Source organism: Niabella agricola, from assembly GCF_021538615.1.
Taxonomy (GTDB): Bacteria; Bacteroidota; Bacteroidia; order Chitinophagales; family Chitinophagaceae; genus Niabella; species Niabella agricola.
In genome coordinates this window covers 4,094,925-4,115,302 of the sequence record NZ_JAJHIZ010000003.1, presented here as the reverse complement: position 1 = coordinate 4,115,302, position 20,378 = coordinate 4,094,925, and the positions used below count along the sequence as shown (strand labels likewise).

The window sequence follows — 20,378 nt, the reverse complement described above, 5'->3', positions numbered from 1 at the left end:
AATGAAAAAGGAGATCACGATCATCGAAGAAGCAGGAGCTGCAGGGGAAGTAGCTGCACAAGCGGTAAAAGTACTGAATGCCGTTGCGGAACAATATGATCATTATTTTAACCTGACCCCTGTTACAGATGCGATTGCGCAACCGGTGGGCGACGCAACCCTGTTTTGCGGTTATACCACGCAACATGCAATTGAAACCGGGCTGCCGGTGCTGGTAAGCGTACAGCCGGTAACAGTATATCCACCATTGCAACATCTGTCGCCCTTAAAGCCCAGGCATAGCGAGGGCCTCAACTTTTTATTATACCAGGTATATACAGCCGGCGGGCAGCACCAGGACCGCATCATCCAGTCAGCGCTGCAACAGGCCGCCAACCGCAGAAAGCAGATCACCGTTATAGCAGATCCGGAAGATCCGCAGCCGGTTTCCTGGAAGGCTGCCCTGGAAAAGGCTGGTGCGGCATATAAAGGAATGCGGATTGAATCAATAGCCGTGCAGGAGGCCTGGGATCGTATGCTGCAGCAACCCTCAGCGTTTGATGTGATCATCGCAGCCAGGACCGCGGGCAACTATCTCTTCAGCCAGGCGGCTGCCATTACCGGCGCCCGGTATATGATCCCCTCTGTACGTATAGCCGGTACGATGCCTTTTTTTGGTCCGGCCTTTAGCTTTGAACAGGCGCAGGAAAGTACAAAGAATCTTTCCAATCCTGTTGGTGCGATCCTCTCTGTAGCCATGATGATGGATTACTTCAACCTGCATGAGGAAGCGCTCATTATACGGACGGCCGTTAACTGGACCTTGCTGCACGGTTTTGTGGCAAAGGACCTGGATGCGGTAAACAACTATTCAACCGGCACGATCGGCGATCTGATCAGCGATTTTATTCGCGGTACGATTCCAGGTTTTGCAAAAGGAGAAAATATGGCGTTGCAAAAATCAACGATCATATAACCCTGCTTTGTAGTTCTTTTATATAGCAAAATGGTTCTTCCTACGGGAAGAAAAATTTTGATCACAACAAATGAGGCTTTATATTCGCAAAAAGCTCCTTCGTATTATGATCGGTCATAACAATCGCAATGTTTCTTTCTTCCGCAATATGCTTGTGGTGATCGTCATTGTCATTAGCTACCGCTACGGAGGAGGGTTAATTGTATAAACAAACAAACGAATTTAAACAGGACCCGCCTCATATAAAGGCGGGTTTTTTATTGAATTATTAAACTTATAAGTAAATCGGCATGACAGAGTTAAACAAGTATTCCAAGACCATTACCCAGGACCCTACGCAACCAGCAGCACAGGCGCAGCTTTATGCGCTGGGTCTTACCGAAGATGATTTAAAGAAAGCCCAGGTAGGTATCGCCAGCATGGGGTATGACGGCAATCCCTGCAACATGCATCTGAACGGACTTGCCCAACATGTAAAAGAGGCGGTCTGGGAACAGGACCTTGTGGGTTTAACCTTTCATACGATCGGTGTTAGCGACGGTATGAGTAATGGTACGGACGGGATGCGTTACTCGCTTGTGAGCCGGGATGTGATCGCCGACTCGATCGAAACCGTATGCGGTGCGCAATATTACGACGGACTGATCACGGTACCCGGATGCGATAAAAACATGCCGGGCTCTATCATCGCCATGGGCCGGCTGAACCGCCCTTCCATCATGGTATACGGCGGCACCATCGCCCCCGGACATTATAAAGGCCAGGACCTGAACATTGTTTCCGCCTTTGAGGCCCTGGGTCAAAAAATCGCCGGTCAGCTGGACGAAGCCGATTTTATGGGCATTGTAAAAAACAGCTGTCCGGGAGCAGGTGCCTGCGGCGGCATGTATACCGCCAATACGATGGCCGCGGCCATTGAAGCCATGGGCATGAGCCTGCCCTACTCCAGCAGCAACCCGGCACTAAGCGAAGAAAAAAAGCAGGAATGTGCGGCCGCCGGAAAAGCCATCCGCCTGTTGCTCGAAAAAGATATCAAACCCAGTGATATCATGACCCGCAAGGCATTTGAAAATGCCATCATCGTCATTATGGTACTGGGGGGAAGTACCAACGCGGTACTGCACTTACTGGCCATGGCCCGCAGTGTAAATGTGCCCCTTACCCAGGACGACTTCCAGGCCATCAGCGACCGCATTCCTGTACTGGCCGACTTTAAACCCAGCGGCAAATACCTGATGGAGGACCTGCATAAAAAAGGGGGCGTTCCCGGTGTAATGAAATACCTGCTGCAAAAAGGATTGATCGATGGCAGCTGTTTAACGGTTACCGGCAAGACAATTGCAGAAAACCTGGAACAAGTTCCCGATCTGGATTTTGAAAGCCAGGACATTATCCACCCACTCGAAAGCCCGCTCAAAGCCACCGGGCATCTGCAGATCCTCTACGGCAATCTTGCAGAAAAAGGAAGCGTAGCAAAGATCAGTGGAAAGGAAGGCGAAAAATTCACGGGACCAGCCCGCGTGTTTGATGGAGAAAAGAACCTGATTGCAGGCATTTCGAGTGGCAAAGTAAAAGCAGGCGATGTGGTGGTGATCAAAAATGAAGGTCCTAAAGGCGCACCCGGCATGCCGGAGATGCTAAAGCCTACTTCTGCGATCATCGGTGCCGGGTTAGGGAAGAGCGTGGCGCTGATCACTGACGGACGTTTCAGTGGCGGTACACATGGCTTTGTGGTAGGACACGTAACACCCGAAGCATTTGAAGGCGGACTGATCGGATTCGTACAAGACGACGATATTATTGAAATCGATGCCGTTAACAATACACTTACACTTAAAGTTCCGGATGCCGAAATTGCAAAGCGTAAAGAAGGCTGGAAGCAGCCGCCGCTAAAAGCGAAGAACGGTGTGTTATACAAATATGCAAAGCTGGTAAAGGACGCATCACAAGGGTGTGTAACCGATGAGGATTAGATATAAGTATCCTTCAAATTGGCATACCTAAAACCAGTACAAACCACGAACCGTAATCATGGATAAAACATACTTTACAGAATTGGCAGCATTTAACCGGGCAAGTACCGCCGAGGTATGTTCCTGGCTGCGCCAGATCAGCGATGCGCAATGGCAGCAGCCCGTTATAAGCAGTTTTAAAAGTATCCGGGAAACGGTGTTGCACATGGTAAATGCAGAAAATGCCTGGCTGCAGCGACTGAAACATGAACCCGTGATCCGGGTAGACCAAACCTTTACCGGTTCCCGGCAGGAACTGCTGGATCTTTGGGAACAAACCTCACAGCAACTCAGCGATTGGGTTACCGGCTTTGATGAAATCCAATTAACAGCGCCTTTTCGTTACCGCCGTTTTAACGGACAGGAATATACATCGCGCTATTACCAGGTGCTGGCGCATGTCGTCAATCACGCCACATACCACCGTGGCCAGTTAGTAACCCTGTTGCGGCGGGTAGGTTTTACCGCCATACAATCAACCGATCTTATCGGATTTTACCGGGTATAAGCGTAAAGCCGGCTTTAACAACAATCAATAACAAACAAAATCAGGTGTATGGAAACGACTCAGATAAAAGATACAGAACAAAAAAACACAGCTATGAAGGCAGATAAAACGATTCAACCCGGCGACACCATTTCTGGTAGTCAGGCGGTATTGGAAGCCCTTATTGCGGAAGGGGTAGCCACTATTTTCGGCTATCCCGGCGGAGCGATCATGCCCATCTATGATGCCTTATATGATTATAATGATAAACTTGAACATATCCTGGTACGCCATGAGCAGGGTGGCATTCATGCAGCCCAGGGCTTTGCCCGCACGAGCGGTAAAACCGGTGTGGTATTTGCCACCAGCGGACCGGGTGCCACCAACCTCGTGACCGGTCTGGCCGATGCCCAGATCGACTCCACGCCGCTGGTTTGTATCACCGGGCAGGTATTTGCCCATCTGCTGGGAACAGATGCTTTCCAGGAAACGGATGTAATCAATGTAACCATGCCGGTAACCAAGTGGAATTACCAGGTTACAGATGCCCATGAGATTCCGAATGTGCTGGCCAAGGCCTTCCACATTGCCCGCAGCGGACGCCCCGGGCCGGTGCTGGTAGATATCACCAAGAACGCACAGCTTCAGCAATTTGAATATCCGGGTTACCAGAAATGCGACCATGTACGCAGCTATCGCCCCAAACCCATTGTGCGTAAAGAATACATTGCAGAAGCCGCAAAGCTGATCAACAGCGCGCAAAAACCGTTTGTGATCTTTGGTCAGGGTGTGATCCTGGGGGGAGCCGAAAACGAGTTTAAAGCTTTTATTGAAAAAGGCAACCTGCCGGCGGCATGGACCATCATGGGTGAAAGTGCCCTGCCTACCGATCATCCGTTGGGCGTGGGTATGCTGGGTATGCACGGTAACTACGGCCCGAACGTACTCACCAATGAATGCGATGTACTGATTGCCGTGGGTATGCGGTTCGACGACCGCGTTACCGGCCGCCTGGATAAATATGCCAAACAGGCCAAGGTCATTCACCTGGATATTGACCCTGCAGAAGTAGATAAAAATGTAAAAACCACCGTACCGGTTTGGGGCGATTGTAAGGAGACCCTGCCCCTGCTGACCGCGCTGATCGAACAACACGACCGCACGGACTGGCTGCAGGAATTTGCGAAATATGCAGCAGAAGAAGATAAAGAATGCATCCAGCCCGAAATGCACCCCAAAGGCGATGTAATGTCGATGGCTGAGGTAATGGAGGCGCTGAATGAGCTTACCAACGGCGATGCCGTAATAGTAACCGATGTAGGTCAGCACCAGATGGTGGCCTGTCGCTATGCAAAATTTACCAAAACCAGGAGCAATATTACATCCGGCGGATTAGGCACCATGGGCTTTGGCCTGCCAGCCGCCATCGGAGCCAAATATGGGGCACCGGACCGCACCGTAGTGGCCATCATCGGCGACGGAGGTTTTCAAATGACCCTTCAGGAACTGGGAACCATTATGCAGTTTGGTGCAGCGGTCAAGATCCTCATCCTGAACAATGAATTCCTGGGAATGGTTCGTCAGTGGCAACAGCTGTTCCATGACCGGCGTTATTCCTTTGTAAACATAACCAGTCCCGATTTTGTGATGCTGGCTAAATCCTATGGCGTCGAAGGACAGTCGATCGACCAGCGTGCAGCGCTGAAGACCGCTCTGAAAACCATGCTGGAGCACGACGGAGCTTATTTACTCGAAATAAAAGTAGGCAAGGAAAACAATGTATTTCCGATGGTTCCCCAGGGCAGCAGTGTGGCGGAGATCCGGTTGAAATAGTCAATAGTCAATGGTGAGTACGCGACCGCAAAAGGACATGGTAACTGAAATTGCAATATTGAATATTATTCCGGGGACGGAGCATGATTTTTTAGCGGCCTTCGGGAAAGCTAAAAGCATTATCAGCTCCATTCAAGGATATTTACAACATGAGTTGCTAAAGTCCATGGAGAAAGCGAATGAATATATCCTGATCGTGCGCTGGCAAACCCTGGAAGATCATACCGAAGGGTTCAGAAAGAGCCCAGCCTATCAGGAATGGAAAAGACTCCTGCATCATTTTTATGACCCGTTCCCGGTTGTGGAGCATTATCAAACAGCATGACAGACCATGTACTCATAAACATTCCGGTTCAATACCAATCCATCGCACTCAAAACGAAGGCGCTGGGCTTTGATATGCCCTCCGACCTGCAAACCGGAAGCCTGTTACAAACCCTGGTGGCCGCAAAGCCCGGAGGCAGGATCCTGGAACTGGGCACCGGAACCGGACTGGCAACTTCCTGGATCCTGGGTGGCATGAGCAACAACGCTTCGCTGGTATCCGTTGACAACAACGAATTACTGATCAGCGTAGCGAAGGAGCAGCTAAAAGACGAACGGATTGATTTTGTATGTGCGGATGCCTACGAATGGATCGCTGCTTATAAAGGCGCACAGTTTGATCTCATCTTTGCCGATGCCATGCCGGGAAAATACGATCTTTTCGAAGAAACATTTGCTTTGTTAAAAACCGGGGGCATTTATTTTATTGACGACATGCTTCCGCAACCCAATTGGCCGGAAGGACATGCGCAAAGAGTAACCGCCTTCATTGCCACCCTGGAAACAAGAACCGATCTTGTACTTACAAAATTGCATTGGTCAACCGGAATCATCATCGTTACAAAAACTTCAAACTTTAAACTTCAAACACAGCAATGAAACAACAATATACCATAACCGTTTACGCGGAAGACCAGATCGGGCTGCTGGCCCGCATTACAATCATTTTTTCCCGGCGGAAAATCAATATCGACAGCCTAAATACTTCTTCTTCCGAAATCCCCGGCATTCACCGGTTCAATATTGTAATTGACGAAACAGAAGAAGTCGTAAAGAAATTGTGCAAGCAGATCGAAAAGCAGGTGGAGGTACTGAAAGCTTACTATCACCTCAACAGCGAGATCATCTGGCAGGAACTGGCATTATACAAAGTACCTACCAGCCAGGTAACCGACAAAATGATCGTAGAACGCGTATTGCGGGAGTACGGCGCCCGTGTGGTATCCATTAATAATGACTATACGGTATTCGAATGTACGGGGCATAGGGAAGAAACCGACAAACTTGTAAAGCTGTTTGAAGAATACGGGCTGATCGAATTTGTGCGTGGTGCACGGGTGGCCATTATTAAGAGCAGTGAAGGTTTCCACAAGAAAATCAAGGAATTTGAAGCCCGGGAACCGGGAGAAGAAGTAATCGAGAACGAATTCCTGAATGAGCAGGACTCTGTGTTTAGCATGTAAAAAAATGACGGCAGAAAAGACTATACCCGTACTGCGCATCTTTGACTACGCAAAAGCCATTGAATTTTACGTAGACTGGCTGGGGTTTACCATTGTATGGGAGCACCGGTTTGAGGACAACACACCGGTTTACCTGGAAGTGGAAAAAGACGGCATCACCCTGCATCTCAGTGAACATCATGGAGACGGCACGCCCGGCACCCATGTTTTTGTATGGTGCACCGGCTTAAAAGATTTTCACAACACAATCCTCAACAAACCGTACAAATACAACCGTCCGGGGCTGGAAGAAACCTTTTATGGCGCATATTGCGTTACGGTTAACGACCCATTTAATAACCGGATATCTTTCAACGAACGGATCCCCGGCAATAAAAATTAAACAATGTACACATTCAATATCATTGACAGCATCCGGCAAAAAGCAATCACATTGATAAAAGCGACCCCTCTTGAAACGCTTAACCAGGTGCCTGCCGGCTTCAACAATAACATCATCTGGAACTTCGGCCACCTGGTGGTTAGCGGCTATGGCCTGGTATTCAAGGTTACGCAAGTAGATCCCGGCTTTATCATTCCCCTGTATGAGCGCTACAAGAAGGGCAGCAAACCTGCTGCACCAGCCACTCAGCAGGAAATCGATGAGCTCATCGCGTTAGCCAGCAACTTTACATTGGCAGTAAAAGAGGCGCTCGATGCTAACCGCTTTCAGGAAATAACCATGTACACTACCGATACCTTTGGCGTACCGGTAACCACCATCGAAGAAATGCTGATCACAGTGGCAGCGCACGACACCCTGCACTGGCAGGCAATGCGTGATTATACAAGAATATTAAACGTCAAATAAAAAAATTCAAGCCTCAAATAACAAATCTCAATTACTAAATCGTAAATACTAAATATCAAATAACAATGGCAAATTACTTTAACACACTACCCCTGAGAGAGCAGCTCAATCAACTGGGCGTTTGCGAATTCATGAGCAATGATGAGTTCCTGGATGGCGTGGATGCACTAAAAGGAAAAAAAATCGTGATCGTTGGTTGCGGCGCACAAGGCCTGAACCAGGGCTTAAACCTGAGAGATAGTGGTCTGGACGTTTCTTATGCCCTGCGCAAAGAAGCAATAGATGAAAAAAGAGCCAGCTGGAAAAACGCTACGGATAATAACTTCAAAGTAGGCACTTATGAGGAACTGATTCCCACCGCGGACCTGGTCATTAACCTGACCCCGGACAAGCAGCACACCGCTGTTGTGAGTGCTGTTATGCCTTTGATGAAACAAGGCGCAACCCTTTCTTATTCTCATGGCTTCAACATCGTTGAAGAAGGCATGCAGATCCGTAAAGACCTGACTGTAATTATGGTGGCTCCCAAAAGCCCCGGAAGCGAGGTGCGCGCAGAATACCTGCGGGGCTTTGGCGTTCCTACCCTTATTGCCGTACATCCCGAAAATGATCCGGAAGGCAAGGGCCTGGAACAGGCAAAAGCATATTGTGTGGGAACAGGCGGACATCGTGCCGGTGTGTTACGGTCTTCTTTTGTAGCGGAAGTCAAATCCGACCTGATGGGCGAACAAACCATTCTTTGCGGCTTGCTGCAAACCGGCTCCATTCTTTCTTTCGATAAAATGATCGAAAAAGGCATCGATCCGGGCTACGCTTCCAAACTGGTGCAATACGGTGTGGAAGTGATCACCGAAGCCCTGAAACACGGCGGCGTTACCGGTATGATGGACCGTTTAAGCAATCCTGCGAAGATCAAAGCCTTCCGGGTTTCAGAAGAACTGAAAACGATTATGCGCCCGCTGTTCCAGAAGCACCAGGACGATATCATGAGCGGCGAGTTTAGCCGTGTAATGATGGAAGACTGGGCTAACGGTGATGCCAACCTGCTGAAATGGAGAGCAGAAACCGGGGAAACCGCTTTTGAAAAAACACCGGCCGGCGACGTAAAGATCGGCGAACAGGAATACTTTGACAACTATACATTAATGGTTGCCTTTATTAAGGCAGGCGTGGAACTGGCATTTGAAACCATGGTTGAAGCCGGCATTAAACCGGAGTCTGCATACTATGAGTCGCTGCACGAAACTCCTTTAATTGCCAATACCATTGCACGGAAAAAGCTATTCGAAATGAACCGCGTGATTTCCGATACGGCAGAGTATGGTTGCTACCTGTTTGACCAGGCATGTAAGCCTTTACTGTCCGATTTCATGAAGACTGTAGATACAGACCTTGTAGGCAAAAACTTCAATGAAGGAAAAGACGGTGCTGTTGACAACCAGGAGCTGGTTGAAGTAAACGAAGCCATCCGTCAGCATCCCGTAGAGAAAGTAGGCACGGTGTTACGTAAGGCCATGACCGCTATGAAAGCGATCAAAACTGCCTGATTTCAGTAAACAATACCAGGCGTTCAGCGGATACCGTAAGGCGTGATCATTATTTAGCCGGCTCATGTGCTGCTATTGTCTTCGTTGCGTCGCACACCTGTACTGCTGAACGGATTGTATCTTTATCAACAAAAAACAATTGCGCGCCTCAGGGCGCGCAATTTTCAAAAACAGCGTTTCCTCCAGATTTAAAGGAAGCGCATGTTGCGCATCACCTGTACACCGGCTGTGCTTAAATCAGAATCATAAACAGATCCGGCACTCCGTTATCATGGCATACGCATAAAAGAAACCGAACAAGCAATGTCTATTCTCAACATACAACAGCTCTCCGTTAACTACGGTAGTAAAACCGTTTTAGACAACCTGTCGCTTACTATAAACCCGGGCGAAGGCTGGGTCATAAAAGGAGAAAGCGGCAGCGGCAAGACCACGCTGGGCAAGGCCATCGCAGGAACCGTAAAATATTCTGGCGATATCCAAATCAACTTCGATGCGCAAAGTCATTTGCCTGCAACCGTTCTTTTTGTTGAAAGCTGGTATCGTTTTACCAACCTGGAAGGCGACCGGAATTTTTATTACCAGCAGCGCTACAATCATCAACAGCGAAGAGACACCGTAACCATTGCAAGAGAATTGGAACTGTATGGCAAAGAACATGCTTTAAACAACGATCGTTTAAACGCGTTGATTGATACACTGGATTATGCAAAAGTCCTGGATGAACAGCTTTTCGAGATTTCCAGCGGTGAACATAAAAAGCTACAGCTGGTAAAGGCGCTCTGGCTGCGTCCCCAGTTACTGGTCATTGACCAACCCTATACCGGGCTGGATGTAAACTCACGCGGACGCCTTAATCAGCTGCTCAACGATTATACCGGTAACGGCGGCACCCTGCTCCTGCTAAGTAACGATGCCGAGCTGCCAGCCAGCATCAACGCATTTGCCGTTATGAAGAACGGCAATCTTGAGATGACGGATACCGCACTCACCTTTGAAGAAAAACCTTTAAAACCCCTTCCCGATTTTTTAAAAGAACCGCCGCAGTACACCACATCAACGCTGATCCGTATGAAGGACGTGCATGTACAGTATGACGGGAAGCAGGTATTAACAGATATACAATGGCAGGTGAATGCAGGTGAACGATGGCTGCTTCAGGGACATAATGGCTCCGGAAAATCAACCCTGCTCAGTTTAATAACCGGCGACCATCCCCAGGCATATGCCAACGATATCAAATTATTTGGAGTACAACGCGGCGGCGGGGAAAGTATCTGGGACATCAAGAGAAGGATTGGCCTGATATCTCCGGAACTGCACTGGTATTTTGATGCAAATGCTACTGTTTTACAAAGCCTGGCCTCCGGCTTCTTCGATAGCAATGGTTTATACCGGCAACTACGTTATATGCAAAAACAACAACTAAACGAGCTGCTGCATTTCCTGGACCTTTATGATGTAAAGGATGAGCTTTTAAGCACACTGCCGCTGGGTAAGCAGCGCCTGGCCTTACTGGGACGTACCATCATTAAAAACCCGCAACTATTGGTTTTAGACGAGCCTTGCCAGGGACTGGATCGGCAACAAACGCAATATTTTAATAACCTGGTAGACGAGATCAGTAAAAACGGCGTTACCATTATTTATGTAGGTCACTTTGAAACACAACTACCTGCATGTATTACACATAAACTGGTGTTGCAGGACGGGAAAATCATAGCTCTACACAGCGCTGATCTGCTGCAATAAACATAAAAGGGATCCCCTGGATAGAGTGCATATCCGGCGCATAGCTGTACGACACCTTCGTTGGCGCAGCCCAGCAAGATCTCCCGTCGCCGGGTGAATAAACCAGCTTCCGCCGGCATTACATAGACCAAAAGTCAGGAAAAAATATAAACAAGTTGGATACGATAAAGAAGCTTATTATTCCTGGCCTATCTCCTATAACCGCTCCCTACTCCTGTTTCTTTATATTGCGGTAACTTATTATGAAACCCGCCCGGGCAACAATTGCTACGTTGTACAACACTATTGTTAACGGGGCCATATTATTTTATGGTTTCACAAAAAATATTCGCGCCGCTAATAAACATGAAGATTTGATGAAAGCATAAGTACCTAAACTGTTTTGTTAAACAACAGCAATCTTTCAAATCAGCAATATTGCTGGCAATAAATACCTTAGACCAATAACAACATTCCGTTCATTCATTCTTCATTTTTACGTGCCATTTTTGGCACAGTCGTTGAAATAAAAAACCTCATCACGATCCTAAATTTAAAATTCCGTTTTTATGAAAAGAAATCTCAAAATCTCACTTGCCGCTTTTTCAATACTGCTTGTCAGCGCTGCCCATGCACAGGTAGGCGTAGGCACTGCCGTAAAGGGCTCCATAGGCGCTTCTGTGAATGCAGCAAAGGCGGCTTCAGCAGCAACGAATGCGGTTGGCAAAGTATCTGCAGCCACAACCACCGCCGTTAATAAAACCAAAGTGGCCGCAACCACAGCTGTGGATAAAACAAAGGCCGCAGCCAGCGTGGCAGTTGACAAAACCACTGCTGCAGCTGGAAGCGCAGCCGATGCAGGCAACTCGGTTCAGGTAACCACCGGCACCCAGGCAGATGTAAAAGCACAAAACGCAGCCGCTGGCAATGCTACCACAAATGGGGATGTACAGGCAGGCATTCATGCGAATGAAAATGCAAAAGCAAATGCCAACGAGCAATCGGCTGTACAGCAAGGAAGTGTTTCCTCAGGTACTGATGCCGGTGCATCCGGAAATGCAACTATTGGCGTATCTGGCTCAGGCGAAACCGCAGCCACCATTAAGGATGATGCAACGGCAGGCGTAGATGCCGCTGCGGATGGTACAAAAAAAGCAGCAAAAACAGTTAAGTCCGGTGTAAAAAAAGGAGCCGGCAAAATCAAAAATGCCCAGCCGTCTGCAACCGTTGATGCAAACGCCTCCGGTAGCGTAAAAGTAAAATAATACCGGTTCCGAAAGAATACAATCGATTGCCCTCTCCGTAATAAGAGGGCAATCTTTTTAACCCTTACAACCAGAAAGTGTTCTATGAAACAAAAATTGAGATATATCTTTTTGGCGGTCCTGTGCATACCGTTTGCCTGCTTTAGCCAACGGGACAGCACCCGGAAAAATGAATTCGGAGCAGGAGTGAATTTCCAGACACGCCTTCATTATTTTGGAAGAACAGACAGCCTGCAGAGCAGTGCACTTATTCCCAATATCGGATACCAGCTCAAAAACGGGTTATACGTACAGGGAAACATTATTTTCACCCAAAATAAAGTAGCCTCCACCACCTATGCCGGAACCACCCTGGAAGGCGGCTTCCGCTTTAAACCTTCAACCCATTTCAGCGGCAATATTTTTTATATGCAGGTATTGTACAAGGATAACAGTACCCTGCCGCAATCGGCGTTAAAAGGCCAGACTGGTATCAATACAGCCATCACAACGCCCATAATTACCTTCAATGCCGGCGGCGACCTGAAATTCTCCAAAGATCAAACAGATATCGGAGCTACATTGGGAGCCGACCATATTTTTCTCCTGCACAAACCCAACAGCCACGTTGCATTTGCTATCGATCCTTCCTTTTACCTATATGCCGGAACACAACGATTTACAAAGAGCTATATCGAACGTACAAAATTCCTGGGCATACCAGTAGGACAAAAAGAGCATACGCAACCCTACGATCGTTTTAATATATTGGCATACGAAGCCTCCGCACCCGTTGTGGCCGTAGCTGGAAAGTTCTTTGCAACCGTTATTCCCTCCTATGTAATGCCGCAAAACCTGCTGGAAGGGGAAACCGGTAAAAACTTATTCTACCTTACATTGGGGCTGGGCGTTAAACTTTAACAGAAGCACTCATAATAAATCTGCTCGTTGCAGTCATAAAATGTGGATTCCTTTTTACCTTTGGACATGCAGATTGAATTTGAAAAAGCTATGGAACGGTTAAAGGGAATTGTTACAAAAACGCCGTTGCAATACAACCAAAATCTTTCAAAACAGTATCAATGTAATGTTTACCTGAAGCGGGAGGACCTTCAGGTGGTACGCTCTTATAAACTCCGGGGTGCATTCAATATGATGCAATGCTTTAGCCGGGAAGAGCTGCAAAAAGGCGTGGTTTGTGCCAGTGCCGGCAACCATGCGCAGGGCGTTGCCTATAGCTGCAACCGTCTCAATGTTCATGGAGTGATCTTTATGCCCAGTATTACACCTAACCAAAAGATCGAGCAGACCAAAATGTTTGGCGAAGCCAATATCGAAATTATCCTCACGGGCGACACCTTTGATGATTGTGCCGCTGCCGCAAAAGTGTATACAGAAGAGCACAATATGGTCTTTATTCCTCCCTTCGACCATGAGCGCATCATAGAAGGACAGGGCACCGTAGGAGTAGAAATATGGAATGATCTGAAAAAGATCGATCATATTATTATTCCTAACGGCGGCGGCGGGCTTTGTGCCGGGGTCAGTACTTATATCAAATCGGTGAGTCCCCATACAAAAATCACCGGGGCGGAGCCGGAAGGCGCCCCTTCTATGACCATGGCGCTGAAAAATGGTGGCCCCATAGAACTAAAAACCATTGACCGTTTTGTAGACGGGGCCGCTGTAAAAAAAGTCGGGCAGCTCACCTATGAGCTCTGCAAGGCGCACCTGGATGAAATACGCCTGGTTCCCGAGGGCAAGATCTGCAGCACCATTTTGCAATTGTATAATAAAGACGCCATAGTAGCGGAACCAGCCGGCGCATTGTCCATTGCAGCGCTGGATTTTATGCGGGAGGAAATTAAAGGAAAGAACGTGGTATGCATCGTAAGCGGTAGCAATAACGATATTGACCGTATGCAGGAAATCAAGGAGCGAAGCCTGCAATACGAAGGGCTGAAACATTACTTTCTTGTAAATTTTGCCCAGCGTCCGGGCGCGCTCAAGGAATTTGTAAACCACGTACTGGGCCCGCACGACGATATCACCCGTTTTGAATACATGCAAAAAACCAATAAGGAAAGCGGACCAGCGCTGATCGGTATTGAGCTGAAGCACCGCGAAGATTACGACCCTCTGATTCAAAACCTGGAAAAAGCGCAGATCGAATTCACTGAGCTCAACAAGGACAATACCCTATTTAGCTACCTGGTATAATAAGATATAGCTGACAAGGAAAATAGCAATTACTGCTTCTTCATTTCCTGTAAATTGCCATCCGGGTCAAAATCCAGACGAAGGTCCGAGCGCGCACCCTGGATCTGCAGGTACCAGCCCGCATTGGTTTTGTTGATCCGTTTAATGCGCATATAATTAAAATAGATAAATCCGTTTGTTTTCCCCCCCGGTATTTCTTTTAGCTTTTCATTGGCGATATCATTGATTTTTTTTGCGGTAGCCAAACGGATTTGGCTCAGCGGCATTAAAAAATCCACTTCCTGCTGTACCTGCCCGAAGGTCTTTACCGGTGTTGGCTCCTCCCATTTTCCATTGGCATATACGTACTGATCTACGTTTTCAGTAGTATCGGGGTTTTGAATGTTGATCGAAATCCGTCCTCCCTGGAAATCGTAAAAATAGAGGGACTGGTACAGCATCAGCTTCTTACCCCGAAACTGTGGCAGGTTTTCCAGTTCCGACTGAATGCGATCCAGCGTTGCCGCATCCTCAAAAATGCTCCGGGCGCCCGCCTGCGTTCCGGAACCGGATTCGATGGTGGTGGTAGTGCTGCTGGTGCTGCTGCTGTGCGATTCGGTTGTCGCATGCGCCGGCAGGTCTGCTTGCTTCGGCTGGGGATTGCGGGTTTCCTCAAAGCTCTTGCTTATTTGTTCGCAGGAGCAAAACAGCAGCAGGGCTGCCGTATATGCAAAGATGGTTTTAAAAAGAACCGGTTTCATGCTAATCAAGGGGTTGAATTTGTTCCGGATGCTCCGGATCATATAAAATGTTAATGGTTTTTCCAGGCGCTATATCCGGTATCTTCAGCAAATCGACAACCTGCTTAAAAGAAGCCTGGTGTGTACGGCCGCGACTTCCTTCGAATTCGATGGTGAACCGCACCTGTGGCTGTTCATTGATATAAACTCCTGTTTGAGCGGTGCTGACAATCGTAGCCGTTGCAGGTCTTCCGTACAAAAGCAGTTTTGATGCCTTTCGTTTCGTACGCGACAGCTTCCGGATCAGGGTATAAATAGTCAGCTCGATGCCGATAATAAATGGTATCAGGATAAAGGGATGACCAAAACTCAGATAACGCCATCCATAACCCCGGCTTTCCAGCATGTAGGAATAGACCAGCAACCCGGGAGCCAATGTTAATAAGATGAACAGCACCAATACAACCAGGGTCATTACCGTCCGGTTCCACTGAAATCCTTTACCCTCCACCATTACCGGCGGATCACCCATTTCGGGATCCAGGATCAGAGACACGGTTCTGCCCGCCGAAAAGCGATTCAGCGAAGGCGCTGCATCTACAATACTCAGCGTCGTTTCCACTTCCGCATCCACCAGATTCCGGAAAGCCACTTTCAATGCCAGCAAGTCGCCCCTTCCGCCCGCCTGTAATACCTGTTTTTGAACAACGGTTCCCCGGGCATGCCGCCCGTTTTGCAGCAGTCGTTCCAGTAATCGCTTTTTCCGGAACTGCGAAAGAATAAAATTATCAACAAAAAGAATCAGTACCAGCACCCATAAAAAGCAGCCCACGCCCAACCATATAAATGCCCCCGCTGCCGATTGACCCGGGGGTGTCCACTTCCATTCCCCACCGGCATAGTGTATAATCAGGGGTAAACCAGCCGTCATAAACAAGGTAAATACTACAAAAAAGAATAACAGGAAACGTAACCCGTTTAAGCCAGCCTGGTTTGTATTTGAAGAAGGCGTCATAGTAATCATTTAGCTTTTTAATAACAATAGCGCACCAGGACAACGCGATGCTGCAGCGGAAAACATACCCTCATCCAGAAGCCGCTGCGACCTCTTCCTCAATGTTAAAAGAAGGCACTTTATAAAAAATGCCGGGCACCCGTCGAACGAGACTTCAAAATACGGAGAAGAATTTAATCTGACAAAAACAAAAAATTTTCATCCCTACTGACAAAGGGCTGTCACCACCGGGTTCTAGCTTTGACTTATAAAACAAAACAATATGACAACAACAGCAACCGCACAAGCCACCGTTATCAGCAAAAAACAATTATTAAACCATTGGCAGGGGCACCGTTCCCTTACCCGCCGGGTCATTGAAGCGTTCCCCGAGAAAGAACTGTTTGAGTTCTCTGTGGCGGGTATGCGTCCTTTTTCAGACCTGGCCATCGAATTGCTGTCGATTGGCGGACCTGCACTAAAAGCCATTGTGGACCGGGCGGCTACGCCCTACAGCGAGGAAGGCATTGCCCCCAAAAGCAAAGAAGCGCTGCTCAAATTGTGGGATGCCGAAACAGCAACCATCAACACGTACTTTGCCCGGATTCCTGAGGAAGACTTTTCCGAGACGTTTAATCTTTTTGGCCAGTATGAGTTTCCCATTTATCAGAACATTTTTTATTTTATTGACAATGAGATCCATCACCGCGGACAAGGTTATGTTTATCTCCGGGCATTAGGTATTCAGCCGCCTTTCTTTTGGGAACGTTAAAGGCTCGCATTTTATTATTTTTGCGGATCCACTGAAGAGGCTCCTGTAACAAGCAGACCCGTTAGTGCTTTCGTTTGCAGTTCCACAGCCTTCAACATACACATCCTCGCGGAATGTTGATTCCGTGTGCAACGCAGTAAATGACCGGAGCATTCAGCATTTATTTAACAGCCACAGATTCGCAGATTTTCCTGACGGTGAAAGGTAAATCCCGATGATTTCAAGCCTTCATTTGCGAATCCGTGGCCTGGCGTTGCGCTCTTTATTGCGCCTTGAGGTTCTCCAACTGCTTTTCTACGATGGAATGAACAGTTTTCTTTAAAGATTCGGGCTCAAGTATTTTTGCATGGTCCCCGAAGCCCAGGAACCACCGTGCAAAGTCACTTTCGGGGTAGCTGCTCATAAAGGTCATTTCAATGCCCTGGGGCGTTTCTTTTTCTTCTGTATACCCGTGATAATGCCGGTTCCATTGCAGGTAAGCCGCCACCTTGGGCTCCACTACAATGCGCACTTTGGTGCGGGGCACTTCCTTTCGCCGGTTTAAAAATTCCTTTAGCTCCGGGTGTTCTTTTGTAAAAGGCACCTCCGTTTTAAGAATACCCTGGATCCGGTCGGTCCGAAAGCGCCGATAATCTTTGCGCAGATGGCAATATGCCATGATATACCAGAAATCATTTTCATGAAACACACCCACCGGCTCTATTTTCCGGATCTCAGGTGTACGGGATTCGATTTTTTTATACCGGATCTCCACCTGCACTTTCTGGGCCAGGCTATCGAATAATACCGACAATGCCTCCGGAACCTTTTCATTAAAAATGCTTTGGGCGGTACGCACCTGTACCTGCGATTCGATACTCGAAATCCAGTCCTTATCAGCCATACGTAGTACTGCCTTCATCTTGGCAATGGCCGATGCAAAATGATCGCCCAGCCGCTTGTCGATGAACTTCTGCATCAACTTTTCTGCCGCCACAAAACTGGAGGCTTCTTCCCTTGTAAACATCACGGGCGGCAGCCGGTATCCTTCCACCAATTCATAACCAATACCCGCTTCACTGGAAATGGGTACACCGGCTGTTTGCAGGGTCCGGATATCCCGGTAGATCGTACGCAGGCTTACTCCAAACCGGTCGGCCAGGTCCTGCGCTTTTACAATACGTTTCGACTGCAGCTGGATCAGGATGGCCACAATGCGGTCGAATTTATTCATTTGCTCAAAAGACATAACGATACATTCTAAAATAACGCTTACCGGAATCTGTGAACTGCCGTTCAGGCCCGCAACACCTCCTGTATATGCTTTTTCATATTGTGCACCATCTGCTCCAGCGGCAGGTCGTCCGGATCTGTACCGAAAGGATTCTCAATAGATTCGGCGATCAATTCCAGCGAGGCCAGCACATAAAATACAAAAGGTACCGCAGCAATTACAAAATAGCCCATAGAAAACACAAAGCCAACTGGCAGCGTTAGCACATAAACAACGATAAATTTTTTGATAAAGGAACTGTAGGAATAAGGAATGGGGGTATTTTTTATACGCTCGCAGGCACCGGCCACATCGGTTAGGGATTGCAGCTCATTGTTGAGTACGATCAGCTGGTCGCCCGATATCTTCCCCGCCTGGTAAAGTTCCGTTACATACCGGAAGATCAGGGAAGCTACCTGGTTGGGGCCATGCTTTTTTTCCAGATCCAGCTCCGGATGTTCCATCGTATCCAGCATAAACGTGGTATAATCCGAGCGTAAAAAACTGAACAGGGTTTGTGAAAACAGAGGTATGGATTTACGGAAGAAATGCCTGCTGCCCTTATCTTCGCCCGGCAGAAATGCATCCAGCTTAATCGCCAGCGAGCGACACACATTGGTAAGCGTTCCCCACTGTCTGCGGGCCTCCCACCAGCGGTCGTAGGCCGTATTGGTACGAAAAACGAGCAGAAGCGACAGCGCAAACCCCAGCAGGTTATGTACCATATTAATATTTCGCAGCCAGCTTTTTTCAGACAGTTTCAGATATTCCAGCTCCAGGTAGGCAATACCCCAGGACAATAAGGCCATCAGCAACAGGTAAGGGATCAGCTTCCGGAACGTATCCGACCTGTGAATATAAAAAACCGATTTAAACCATTCTTTGGAATTATAGATTGTCATATCCTATGCGAAACAAAAGATCCGTATGAATAAAAGTAAATAATGGGATGTAAAAATAAGGCCTCCTTTTTTTCTATCCGCGTTTTTGTGAAATGCTCTTAAATGATCGGATCACTTTTCCGGATCTCATTCACTGGACAAACGTGTTCCAGTTCGTCATGGCTTTTTTTGCTTGAGCGGAGTGCCTTTCCGGTGGATCATCAGCAAAACACTGCAGCCCAGCAGGGCAGCAAAGACAGAAGCCACCAGGATTGCCAGCTTTGCCTCCGCCACCAGCAACGGATCATCAAAGGAAAGCAGACTGATAAAGATCGACATGGTAAACCCGATGCCCGCGAGCAGCCCCAATCCGATCATATGCATCCAGCCTGCCTGCCGCGGCAATTTACCAATACCCAGCCGAACGCCGGCCCAGGTAGAAAAAAAGATGCCCACGCATTTCCCGGCAATTAGCCCGATGATGATCCCCATCCCCAGGGGGGCCGTCAGGCCCTTTACCATCGACGGCTCAAAACGGATATTCGTATTGGCCAGTGCAAAAAGCGGTATGATAAAAAAATTCACCGGCTTTGTTAATGCATGTTCCAGCTTTTCAAGCGGCGACTCCGTAGCATCCGGCGTAGTTGGCAGGGTCATGGCAACCAGTACACCGGCAATGGTGGCATGTATTCCGGAATGATGAATAAAATACCAGACAAAGAGTCCGGGTACCATGTAGCACCAACGTCTTTTCATATTGAGCCGGTTAAAAATAATCAGCAGGATCATCACCGCACCGGCGTACAGGAGGTAATTAAAATGAATCTCGGAAGAATAAAACAGCGCAATCACCAGGATGGCGATCAGGTCATCTACAATGGCCAATGCTGCCAGGAACACTTTCAGGCTGGCCGGCACCTTTTTACCCAGCAAAGTGATTGCAGCAAGCGCAAAGGCAATATCCGTAGCCATAGGAATACCCCAGCCGGAAACCGTGGTCGTTCCCTTATTCAGCAACACGAAAATAACCGCCGGCAGAATCGCTCCGCCGAAAGCGGCGATCACCGGAAGCATGGCCTTACTTGGCGTAGAAAGCTCTCCTTCTACCATCTCCCTTTTGATTTCCAGCCCTACCAGCAGGAAAAAAACCGCCATCAGCCCGTCGTTGATCCAATGCAGGATGGAGAACCGCAACCCGATACTGCCGGTCTCCCAGCCGATATAGGTACCCAGCCAGTTTTCAAAAGAACGGCCCGCCGGAAGATTGGCGATCAGCAGGGAAATGCATACACATCCAATCAGGATGAGGCCTCCAATTGAGTTTGCGTTTACATATTTCCGAAAGGTATCTAAATTGATTCGCTTCAGCATAG

General features: G+C 48.1%; 21 protein-coding genes. 16 read left to right on the top strand and 5 right to left on the bottom strand.

The annotated features are described in order from the left end of the window. The first annotated feature begins 1 nt into the window (after position 1). The 15 genes from LL912_RS22615 (at position 2) to ilvA (ending at position 14,387) form a co-directional block, all read left to right on the top strand. Positions 2-955: an isocitrate/isopropylmalate family dehydrogenase gene (locus LL912_RS22615; RefSeq protein WP_235555889.1), complete on the top strand. Its 954-nt coding sequence runs from the start codon at positions 2-4 to the stop codon at positions 953-955. Between the two features lie 70 nt (positions 956-1,025). After that, the gene (locus LL912_RS22610) at positions 1,026-1,163 is read left to right on the top strand and encodes a hypothetical protein (protein WP_235555888.1); all 138 of its coding nucleotides are present in this window, start codon (positions 1,026-1,028) and stop codon (positions 1,161-1,163) included. An 82-nt stretch (positions 1,164-1,245) separates the two neighbouring features. Further along, a complete protein-coding gene (ilvD, locus tag LL912_RS22605; RefSeq protein WP_235555887.1) occupies positions 1,246-2,928 on the top strand; it encodes a dihydroxy-acid dehydratase in 1,683 nt (560 codons plus the stop codon). A 58-nt stretch (positions 2,929-2,986) separates the two neighbouring features. Next, positions 2,987-3,475 carry a DinB family protein gene (locus LL912_RS22600; RefSeq protein ID WP_235555886.1) on the top strand — a complete coding sequence of 163 codons (489 nt, stop codon included), beginning with the start codon at positions 2,987-2,989 and terminating at the stop codon, positions 3,473-3,475. A gap of 93 nt (positions 3,476-3,568) precedes the next feature. After that, on the top strand, positions 3,569-5,287 hold the full coding sequence (gene ilvB / locus LL912_RS22595; RefSeq protein WP_235555885.1) for a biosynthetic-type acetolactate synthase large subunit: 1,719 nt from the start codon (positions 3,569-3,571) through the stop codon (positions 5,285-5,287). Between the two features lie 10 nt (positions 5,288-5,297). Further along, the gene (locus LL912_RS22590; protein WP_235555884.1) at positions 5,298-5,612 is read left to right on the top strand and encodes an antibiotic biosynthesis monooxygenase family protein; all 315 of its coding nucleotides are present in this window, start codon (positions 5,298-5,300) and stop codon (positions 5,610-5,612) included. Continuing rightward, on the top strand, positions 5,609-6,211 hold the full coding sequence (locus tag LL912_RS22585; RefSeq protein ID WP_235555883.1) for an O-methyltransferase: 603 nt from the start codon (positions 5,609-5,611) through the stop codon (positions 6,209-6,211). The genes LL912_RS22590 and LL912_RS22585 overlap by 4 nt, the downstream gene beginning before the upstream one ends. Further along, a complete protein-coding gene (gene ilvN / locus LL912_RS22580; protein WP_235555882.1) occupies positions 6,208-6,795 on the top strand; it encodes an acetolactate synthase small subunit in 588 nt (195 codons plus the stop codon). Before LL912_RS22585 ends, ilvN begins: the two co-directional genes overlap by 4 nt. A gap of 4 nt (positions 6,796-6,799) precedes the next feature. Further along, positions 6,800-7,177, top strand: a complete 378-nt coding sequence (locus LL912_RS22575) for a glyoxalase superfamily protein (RefSeq protein WP_235555881.1) — start codon at positions 6,800-6,802, stop codon at positions 7,175-7,177. A 3-nt stretch (positions 7,178-7,180) separates the two neighbouring features. Next, positions 7,181-7,645, top strand: a complete 465-nt coding sequence (locus tag LL912_RS22570; RefSeq protein WP_235555880.1) for a DinB family protein — start codon at positions 7,181-7,183, stop codon at positions 7,643-7,645. 65 nt (positions 7,646-7,710) lie between these two features. Continuing rightward, positions 7,711-9,192 carry a ketol-acid reductoisomerase gene (gene ilvC, locus LL912_RS22565; protein WP_235555879.1) on the top strand — a complete coding sequence of 494 codons (1,482 nt, stop codon included), beginning with the start codon at positions 7,711-7,713 and terminating at the stop codon, positions 9,190-9,192. 303 nt (positions 9,193-9,495) lie between these two features. Then, on the top strand, positions 9,496-10,944 hold the full coding sequence (locus LL912_RS22560; RefSeq protein WP_235555878.1) for an ATP-binding cassette domain-containing protein: 1,449 nt from the start codon (positions 9,496-9,498) through the stop codon (positions 10,942-10,944). Between the two features lie 548 nt (positions 10,945-11,492). Next, complete coding sequence (locus tag LL912_RS22555) at positions 11,493-12,188, top strand: hypothetical protein (RefSeq protein ID WP_235555877.1); 696 nt, start codon at positions 11,493-11,495, stop codon at positions 12,186-12,188. A gap of 84 nt (positions 12,189-12,272) precedes the next feature. Next, positions 12,273-13,088, top strand: coding sequence for a hypothetical protein (locus LL912_RS22550; RefSeq protein WP_235555876.1), 816 nt, complete (start codon positions 12,273-12,275; stop codon positions 13,086-13,088). 66 nt (positions 13,089-13,154) lie between these two features. Then, complete coding sequence (ilvA, locus tag LL912_RS22545) at positions 13,155-14,387, top strand: threonine ammonia-lyase IlvA (protein WP_235555875.1); 1,233 nt, start codon at positions 13,155-13,157, stop codon at positions 14,385-14,387. A gap of 29 nt (positions 14,388-14,416) precedes the next feature. Here ilvA and LL912_RS22540 read toward each other — a convergent pair whose 3' ends face one another. Continuing rightward, positions 14,417-15,127, bottom strand: coding sequence for a hypothetical protein (locus tag LL912_RS22540; RefSeq protein WP_235555874.1), 711 nt, complete (start codon positions 15,125-15,127; stop codon positions 14,417-14,419). A 1-nt stretch (position 15,128) separates the two neighbouring features. Beyond that, positions 15,129-16,121: a hypothetical protein gene (locus LL912_RS22535; protein ID WP_235555873.1), complete on the bottom strand. Its 993-nt coding sequence runs from the start codon at positions 16,119-16,121 to the stop codon at positions 15,129-15,131. Between the two features lie 262 nt (positions 16,122-16,383). Between LL912_RS22535 and LL912_RS22530 the strand changes: the two genes are divergently transcribed. After that, positions 16,384-16,872: a DinB family protein gene (locus LL912_RS22530; RefSeq protein ID WP_235555872.1), complete on the top strand. Its 489-nt coding sequence runs from the start codon at positions 16,384-16,386 to the stop codon at positions 16,870-16,872. Between the two features lie 262 nt (positions 16,873-17,134). Here LL912_RS22530 and LL912_RS22525 read toward each other — a convergent pair whose 3' ends face one another. From LL912_RS22525 to nhaA, 3 genes are all read right to left on the bottom strand, one after another. Beyond that, the gene (locus tag LL912_RS22525; RefSeq protein ID WP_235555871.1) at positions 17,135-18,100 is read right to left on the bottom strand and encodes a helix-turn-helix transcriptional regulator; all 966 of its coding nucleotides are present in this window, start codon (positions 18,098-18,100) and stop codon (positions 17,135-17,137) included. Between the two features lie 47 nt (positions 18,101-18,147). Continuing rightward, positions 18,148-19,026, bottom strand: a complete 879-nt coding sequence (locus tag LL912_RS22520) for a bestrophin family protein (protein WP_235555870.1) — start codon at positions 19,024-19,026, stop codon at positions 18,148-18,150. A 156-nt stretch (positions 19,027-19,182) separates the two neighbouring features. After that, a complete protein-coding gene (gene nhaA / locus LL912_RS22515) occupies positions 19,183-20,376 on the bottom strand; it encodes a Na+/H+ antiporter NhaA (protein WP_235555869.1) in 1,194 nt (397 codons plus the stop codon). Positions 20,377-20,378 lie beyond the last annotated feature (2 nt).

What these genes read in the sequence shown, in the direction of transcription:
- LL912_RS22540 (WP_235555874.1), bottom strand. Translation starts at nt 15,127, where the DNA reads ATGAAACCGGTTCTTTTTAAAACCATCTTTGCATATACGGCAGCCCTG.
- LL912_RS22600 (WP_235555886.1), top strand. Translation starts at nt 2,987, where the DNA reads ATGGATAAAACATACTTTACAGAATTGGCAGCATTTAACCGGGCAAGT.
- LL912_RS22560 (WP_235555878.1), top strand. Translation starts at nt 9,496, where the DNA reads ATGTCTATTCTCAACATACAACAGCTCTCCGTTAACTACGGTAGTAAA.
- ilvC (WP_235555879.1), top strand. Translation starts at nt 7,711, where the DNA reads ATGGCAAATTACTTTAACACACTACCCCTGAGAGAGCAGCTCAATCAA.
- LL912_RS22615 (WP_235555889.1), top strand. Translation starts at nt 2, where the DNA reads ATGAAAAAGGAGATCACGATCATCGAAGAAGCAGGAGCTGCAGGGGAA.
- LL912_RS22535 (WP_235555873.1), bottom strand. Translation starts at nt 16,121, where the DNA reads ATGACGCCTTCTTCAAATACAAACCAGGCTGGCTTAAACGGGTTACGT.
- nhaA (WP_235555869.1), bottom strand. Translation starts at nt 20,376, where the DNA reads ATGCTGAAGCGAATCAATTTAGATACCTTTCGGAAATATGTAAACGCA.
- LL912_RS22555 (WP_235555877.1), top strand. Translation starts at nt 11,493, where the DNA reads ATGAAAAGAAATCTCAAAATCTCACTTGCCGCTTTTTCAATACTGCTT.
- ilvA (WP_235555875.1), top strand. Translation starts at nt 13,155, where the DNA reads ATGCAGATTGAATTTGAAAAAGCTATGGAACGGTTAAAGGGAATTGTT.
- LL912_RS22610 (WP_235555888.1), top strand. Translation starts at nt 1,026, where the DNA reads ATGAGGCTTTATATTCGCAAAAAGCTCCTTCGTATTATGATCGGTCAT.
- LL912_RS22585 (WP_235555883.1), top strand. Translation starts at nt 5,609, where the DNA reads ATGACAGACCATGTACTCATAAACATTCCGGTTCAATACCAATCCATC.
- ilvN (WP_235555882.1), top strand. Translation starts at nt 6,208, where the DNA reads ATGAAACAACAATATACCATAACCGTTTACGCGGAAGACCAGATCGGG.
- LL912_RS22590 (WP_235555884.1), top strand. Translation starts at nt 5,298, where the DNA reads ATGGTGAGTACGCGACCGCAAAAGGACATGGTAACTGAAATTGCAATA.
- LL912_RS22525 (WP_235555871.1), bottom strand. Translation starts at nt 18,100, where the DNA reads ATGTCTTTTGAGCAAATGAATAAATTCGACCGCATTGTGGCCATCCTG.
- ilvD (WP_235555887.1), top strand. Translation starts at nt 1,246, where the DNA reads ATGACAGAGTTAAACAAGTATTCCAAGACCATTACCCAGGACCCTACG.
- LL912_RS22520 (WP_235555870.1), bottom strand. Translation starts at nt 19,026, where the DNA reads ATGACAATCTATAATTCCAAAGAATGGTTTAAATCGGTTTTTTATATT.
- LL912_RS22550 (WP_235555876.1), top strand. Translation starts at nt 12,273, where the DNA reads ATGAAACAAAAATTGAGATATATCTTTTTGGCGGTCCTGTGCATACCG.
- LL912_RS22530 (WP_235555872.1), top strand. Translation starts at nt 16,384, where the DNA reads ATGACAACAACAGCAACCGCACAAGCCACCGTTATCAGCAAAAAACAA.
- LL912_RS22575 (WP_235555881.1), top strand. Translation starts at nt 6,800, where the DNA reads ATGACGGCAGAAAAGACTATACCCGTACTGCGCATCTTTGACTACGCA.
- ilvB (WP_235555885.1), top strand. Translation starts at nt 3,569, where the DNA reads ATGAAGGCAGATAAAACGATTCAACCCGGCGACACCATTTCTGGTAGT.
- LL912_RS22570 (WP_235555880.1), top strand. Translation starts at nt 7,181, where the DNA reads ATGTACACATTCAATATCATTGACAGCATCCGGCAAAAAGCAATCACA.